The organism is Gardnerella pickettii (genome assembly GCF_029226345.1).
Lineage (GTDB): Bacteria > Actinomycetota > Actinomycetes > Actinomycetales > Bifidobacteriaceae > Bifidobacterium > Bifidobacterium piotii.
In genome coordinates this window covers 1,391,685-1,398,357 of record NZ_JAKNCU010000001.1, presented here as the reverse complement: position 1 = coordinate 1,398,357, position 6,673 = coordinate 1,391,685, and the positions used below count along the sequence as shown (strand labels likewise).

General features: G+C 45.9%; 7 protein-coding genes. 2 read left to right on the top strand and 5 right to left on the bottom strand.

The window, feature by feature from the left end; all coding sequences use genetic code 11:
* Positions 1–222 (top strand): hypothetical protein (locus MAF46_RS05660; RefSeq protein WP_275883746.1); only part of this gene is annotated, 222 nt, incomplete at its 5' end.
* 77 nt (positions 223–299) lie between these two features.
* Positions 300–1,094, top strand: a complete 795-nt coding sequence (locus MAF46_RS05655; protein ID WP_060785741.1) for an SIR2 family NAD-dependent protein deacylase — start codon at positions 300–302, stop codon at positions 1,092–1,094.
* 49 nt (positions 1,095–1,143) lie between these two features.
* On the opposite strand, the gene MAF46_RS05650 is transcribed toward MAF46_RS05655, so the two are convergent.
* The 5 genes from MAF46_RS05650 to dcd form a co-directional block, all read right to left on the bottom strand.
* Positions 1,144–3,105 carry an alpha-glucosidase gene (locus MAF46_RS05650; protein ID WP_060785742.1) on the bottom strand — a complete coding sequence of 654 codons (1,962 nt, stop codon included), beginning with the start codon at positions 3,103–3,105 and terminating at the stop codon, positions 1,144–1,146.
* 180 nt (positions 3,106–3,285) lie between these two features.
* Positions 3,286–4,254: a ketopantoate reductase family protein gene (locus MAF46_RS05645; protein ID WP_060785743.1), complete on the bottom strand. Its 969-nt coding sequence runs from the start codon at positions 4,252–4,254 to the stop codon at positions 3,286–3,288.
* A 232-nt stretch (positions 4,255–4,486) separates the two neighbouring features.
* The gene (locus tag MAF46_RS05640; RefSeq protein ID WP_081090813.1) at positions 4,487–4,951 is read right to left on the bottom strand and encodes a nucleoside deaminase; all 465 of its coding nucleotides are present in this window, start codon (positions 4,949–4,951) and stop codon (positions 4,487–4,489) included.
* The gene (locus tag MAF46_RS05635; RefSeq protein ID WP_060785744.1) at positions 4,948–5,817 is read right to left on the bottom strand and encodes an alpha/beta hydrolase; all 870 of its coding nucleotides are present in this window, start codon (positions 5,815–5,817) and stop codon (positions 4,948–4,950) included. Before MAF46_RS05635 ends, MAF46_RS05640 begins: the two co-directional genes overlap by 4 nt.
* A 270-nt stretch (positions 5,818–6,087) precedes the next feature.
* A complete protein-coding gene (dcd, locus tag MAF46_RS05630) occupies positions 6,088–6,669 on the bottom strand; it encodes a dCTP deaminase (RefSeq protein WP_016784181.1) in 582 nt (193 codons plus the stop codon).
* Positions 6,670–6,673: the final 4 nt, after the last annotated feature.

Sequence of the window (6,673 nt, the reverse complement as noted above, 5' to 3'; positions counted from 1 at the left end):
CAAACTTACACCAAAGCAAGCCCAAAAGCAAATCACACACAAGCCAACAAGCCAAAACCATTGAAAACACTAGCATCCATCGGAGTGTCGCAAACACGGCTAAAACACGATCAAAAGTCGCAAGTAACCACACACCAACAAAAACACAACAAAAATAATCCAAAAAAACAAGAAAAACACCCCCAAAAACCAAAACACGGGAGTGTCGCGCAATCAACATAAGCAAAATACAAAATACACAACGCAAGCAAACAACTACATATATGCACACAACATGTGCGCGTGCTATATATAGGTATATGAGAAATAGCGAGAAAAACAGCAAGGGCAGCGCACACAACAGCGCACACCATCATATTGTTGTGTTAACAGGCGCAGGAATATCTACAAGCGCGGGCATTCCAGACTTTCGAGGCCCAGATGGAGTTTGGACTAAACACCCAGAGCAAATGAGCGTTTACGACATTGACGCATTTTTAAGTAGCGAAGAAGAACGCATTTACTCTTGGCGATGGCAAAAAGAGTCGCCAGTTTGGAACGCTCAGCCAGGAACAGCACATAAATCGCTAGTAAAACTTGAGAAAGCTGGGATGCTGGACTTAATCGCCACTCAAAACTTTGATGCGCTTCACGAAAAAGCTGGAAACAGCCCAGATATTGTAGTGAACTTGCACGGAAGCATTGGATCATCTCATTGCATGAGCTGCCACGCAAGCTACAATACAGCCGATATTATGCGCGACTTAGACGCGCACCCAGACCCACATTGCAGGCGCGCGCTGCCGTACCGCGGAAACATGCCTTGCAATGGTCTTATAAAAACAGACGTTGTATATTTTGGAGAAGCTCTGCCAGAAGGCGCAATGGAACGCAGCGCGCAGGCGATTATGCACGCAAGCGAGCTGTGGGTTATTGGCTCTACGCTAGAAGTGTTTCCAGCCGCAAGCCTTGTGCCACTAGCCGCTCGCGCAGGAGTGCTGATTACAATAATGAACCTGGGCGCTACGCAATACGATTATTTGGCAGAGCGCATAATACGCGAAGATATTGCGAAAGCTCTGCCAAAGTTAGTAGACGAAACTATTGCAAAATGAACATTGCAAAGTGACTATTCACTATTACAAAGTGACTATTACAAAATAATTATTGCAAGCTAACGGCGATTCCCTCCCAAGGCGCAAGCGTGCCATTTTTAAGCGATTTAAGAGCATGATCCGCGCTGTAGGTAGAAATCATCACATCATCATACGATGCGCCGTTAGAGGCGATATTACGCAACAATTCGGCACTTTGAGCAGGGATTGCTACAGATGAATCCGTCATATTTATCATTACGAGCAACTTCTTTACAGAAGCGCAAGGCAAATCGCCAGCAGCCGCACTTGAAGAATTCACATCATTCTCAAGACCTGCCTTACCTGCCACATCTGCCTCACATGCCTTAGCATTCTCACAAGTCTGCTCAACCTGCCTAATAAACGCGTAAACGCACTCGTCATCCGCGTCAACCAGATTCCAGGAACCAGCCGAAACAACAGGCTGCAAATGACGCAACTCAATCAAACGCTTGTAGAACGAATAAACAGAATCCGAATCTTCCATTTGCTCAGCCGCGTTAATATCTACATAATTAGGATTCACGCTAATCCACGGCTGTGCATTATTTTGCGACGGAACATTAAAAGGCATGAATCCCGCATATTTAGACGCATTCCATTGCATAGGCGTTCGAGAATTATCGCGACCGCGCTTTGCGAGCGCATCCATCATCGACTCAGCCGACTGAATATGCGCTTCTTCTACGCGCTGCTTAAACATATTTAACGCTTCCAAATCGCGATACTGCTCTAGACGCGTAAAGTGCGCGTTAGTCATGCCAATTTCTTCACCCTGATACACGTACGGAGTACCGCGGTGCATGTGCAAGAGCATTGCAATCGCCTTAGCGGAAAGCACGCGCATCTCATCGCTAGCCTCACTACCCCAGCGAGAAAGCGCACGAGGCTGATCGTGATTATTAAAGAACAGGCTCGCCCAACCAGCCTCGCTAACTGCTTGCTGCTGATCTGCCATTGCGCGCTTTAATGCTGTCAACTTAAGAGGAATAGGATTCCACTTAGTTCCATTTGCGCAATCAACATTAACTTGATCAAACAAGAAGAGCATGTCCAGCTCGCCATTAGCAGGATTTGTAATATAAGTGTTTCGATGCGCGGAAATTCCAGGAGCCTCGCCAACAGTTAAGAAACCTTCGCGACCCTTGAAAACCGCCTCGCGCATCTCGCGCAAAAACTCGTCTAAGCGAGGGCCATCGGAGCAGAAGAAATACGGTGAAGAGTAGCCGTCATCGCCTGCTGGCGCATCTTCAATCTGCGAACCGTATTCTCCAGGCAAACGCCCTTCGCTATCTATGCGCTTAGAAATTTGCGTAATTACATCCATGCGGAAGCCGTCAATTCCGCGATCCATCCACCAATTCATCATCTTGTACACTGCAGCGCGAACGGCAGGATTTTCCCAATTCAAATCTGGCTGCTTTGGCGAATACTGATGGAAATAGTATTCTCCGCGCTTTGGGTCGTAAGTCCACGCGGAACCGCCAAAATACGAGCCCCACTTATTTGGCTCCGCACCTGGCTCTCCAGGCACATGCCCTTTGCGTGCTGGCCTCCACCAATACCAATCCGCGTAGTCGCTAGAAGCATCTCTTGAAGCCTGGAACCACGCATGCTCGTCGGAAGTGTGATTTACTACTAAATCCATAACAACTTTAAGGCCGCGCTTGTGCGCTTCTGCCAAAAGCTCGTCCATATCTTCCAAAGTTCCAAAAAGCGGATCAATATCTTGATAGTCGGAAATATCGTAGCCGTTATCGTCTTGTGGAGACTTGTAAACAGGGCTAAGCCAAAGCACGTCAACGCCTAAATCTGCCAAATAGTCAAGACGCGAAGTAATGCCCTTCAAATCGCCTATTCCGTCGCCGTTAGTGTCTTGGAAGCTTCGCGGATAAATCTGATACACAACTGCATTTGCCCACCAAGGGTTTGGCGTAGCGCCGTTTGTGCGCACAGATTGCGGCAAGTTCGCTCTATTAAAAGTAGTCATATAAACCCCATTAATATTTTTATTATTTATTTTATTATTCACAACGTTTACAATTCTATACTTTAACTATCTTACAAGCACATTTTTTAAGCACTAACAATATAAAAAGCGGCCCGCAGTAAAACCGCGAGCCGCGCCTCCTTCTCATTCATTGTAAGAGCTATAGAGATACTATCTAAATTATTGCTGATTATGTAATCTAAATGCAAGCTCCGCCAAATGAACTCCGTGAGTCAAGAACTCGTGAGTGCGGCACACGTAGTCATTTTCGCGACCAAGCTTCGCAATATATCCGTTTATATAATCAACCTCTGTTTTGCGACCGCGACTCATATCTTGGTACATTGAAGGATAGTGCAAAGGATTTGCAACACGGCTCACATAGTCAATAGCCTCCAGCTCTTGCTGACGAGTATTGACCATACGGATTCCTGCGCGATCGCACACGTCGTACGCTTCGTTAATAAGTTGGCGAGCCATATCCATAGCCCCTGGATACGAAATAAACTGACCCATCTGAATCTGATACATTGTGCACAAAGTATTAACTACGGAATTAAAAACTACCTTCGCCATGCACGTGCCCTTGAAATCTTCCGTAATAGTAGGATTCAAGCCAGCAGCTTGAAAATCATCACGCATAGCAAGCTCAACATTGCTCACTTGCTCGTTCAACGCGCACATATTCATTGTACCAACGCCAACTTTACCAATAAAATCAACGTCTCCAGGACCATTCAGAACAGTTGCAATCATTGCGGTACCGCCGTAAATTCGATCGTCCGAGAAATATTGCTGAAGCTTTTCAAAATGACCCCAACCGTTCATTGCAGCGAACACAACTTGATGATCCTTAAACAAAGGCTTGCATCGCTCCAACATCTCCGCAAGCTGCATCTGCTTCATAAACACAATCCACACGTCTGGATCGCCGTCATAATCTTCTGGAGTATACATATTGATTGGCACAAGATGGCGATTTTCATGGTCACGACTCACCATTACACCACCCTGCTCGCGGACTTTATTCACATTTTCATCCCAGGCATCAATGAAATCAACATGAATACCAGCCGTCTCCTGCAACAAAACGCCATAGCGATATCCCATAGCGCCCGAACCGATCATTGCATATTTCATGTCACTCATAATGACACCTCCATGTAGGTAAAGTGGCGCCCATACATAAATTCATAAATTTCATTTATATGGATTACGCGCAAGCGACCACGAATATAACAAAAAGCAGAAGACCGAATGAGTGAAAAACAATCAGTCAACTGCTCTTTGGTTTTTATAGCATATTACACAGTTTTTTGAGAATGTCAAAATTTTTCTAATTACATCTTTACAGCGTTTCTAATTAAAAAATTATTCAGTTTTATCTATGATTTTCGAAAAAATTACGCAATAACTGCACACACTGCGATTCACAAACGGAGCCAAAAACTTGCGGATGCGAGCCAATATGAGGATCTCGCAAAATATCCCAAACGGATCCACATGCGCCAAGTTTTGAATCCCATGCACCAAAAACAACGCTACTAATATGCGTTTGTAAAATCGCGCCAGCGCACATTGGGCAAGGCTCCAACGTAACAACAAGCGTGCAATCGCTAAGATTCCAAGACTTGCGCACCTCTGCTGCCTGCCTAATCGCAAGAATTTCTGCGTGAGAAAGAGGATCCACGTCTCGCTCGCGAAGATTAGAGCCGCGGCCAATAATCGCACCAGAACCATCTACAACAACAGCGCCAACTGGAACTTCTCCACAATCGTAAGCAACTTGTGCAAGTCGCAATGCCTCTTGCATGAGTGGAAGATATTCGCGCGCACCGAAAGTCACATTAACCCCGAAGAAATATTGTGCAACGCAAACCAAGAGCGAATATCGCCAAGTTCTTCCATGTGAACTGCATGGTCAAGCCCGCGGTAACGCTTCTCTTCCAGCCACGTATGCTCCTCAAGCCAGGCTGCAGCTGCCGAAAACTCGTAAGGAGCAATAACAGCATCATCCAAGCCGTAGCCAAAGAAAACAGGCGTATTAAGATCCGCAAGAACGTCGTCGTTAAGAGAAATATCTTTAGCAATATTAGGAGCTACAAAGCCAGAAAGCGCAACGGATGCACGGTAGCGATCTGGATTAAGCCTAAGAATATGAACAGCAAGAGCCGCACCTTGCGAAAAACCGAATGGCACAACAGCGCGGTCTTCGGGAACGTTCGCCGCAACCCACTCATCAATCGCAGCAGCCGCAGCATACATATCTCTGTCTAAGTCATCTCCGTTAGGCACAGCATCATGGAACCAGCTGTAAGCGCCTTGAGCCAAGCGAAGTGGAGCACGTAAAGAAATCGCATCGTTATAAGGTGCCACAACGCGCATTAAATCAAGCAAATCGTCCTCGTTTGAACCCCATCCGTGCAACAGCAAAAGAAGAGGCCTTGTGGCATATGCAGCTGCTTCGCCTCGAGAATACTTAGCAACGCTTACATGCAAATCTTCGCCAAATCTGCCTGGAACAACGCTTGATTCACGGCCAGCATGAAGGCCATTCGATGCGCCATCAGCGCTATCTTCGCTGCCAAAATCGCCATTATTGGCGTTGCTGTTGCCGTTATTGCCGCCGCCAAAATCACCGCCGCCAAAATCATTATTGTTAAATTCGCCGTTGTCGAACTCACTAGAGATCACACCGTTATGATTAGTCATAATTACAGCATACGGCACAGCTTTGGCATTTACACAGCGAACACTGCATAAAAATTTAACCCCAGCCGATTGGACTGGGGTTTAAATTTAAGGAAAAATATGAATAAGCTTTCGTGAATTACCTTTTAAGTTTTTCACTAATATTATGAAAACACATAATCCTTAGCGCTGCTAGTGAACTAGCTGATAACTTGCTGAAAGTTTTCTACTTTTCCCCTGATTTTTCTTAAAAATCGAGACTAATCAAGACTAATCAAATCTTAATTAATACTAATCTTCCAAATTTGCGCGATAGAAGTTCTCGTAAGACCTAGACGGCGTTGGGCCGCGCTGACCTTGATAGTGAGATCCGTTAACAGAAGAACCGTAAGGATTTTCGCATGGAGAGCTTAGCTGGAAGAAGCACATTTGGCCAATCTTCATTCCTGGCCACAATTTAACTGGCAGCGTACTAACGTTTGAAAGCTCCAAAGTAATGTGGCCTTCAAAACCTGGGTCAATAAAGCCAGCCGTGGAATGAGTTAAAATTCCAAGACGGCCAAGCGAGCTTTTACCTTCTAAGCGCGCAGCAATCGTTGAATCCAACTTCACATACTCCCAAGTGGAGCCAAGCGCAAACTCGCCAGGATGCAAAATCCAAGGCTCATCAGGCGCAACCGAAAATTGCTCAGTAAGCTCGCCTTGATTTTCTGCAGGATCCACGTACGTGTAAGCGTGATTATTGAACAAGCGGAAGAATCGATCGAGCCGCACATCAATCGACGCAGGCTGCACCATTTGTGGGGTCCATGGAGTCAAATCAATATGACCCTCGTCATGAGCTTTGAGAATGTCGCGATCAGACAACAGCATAACG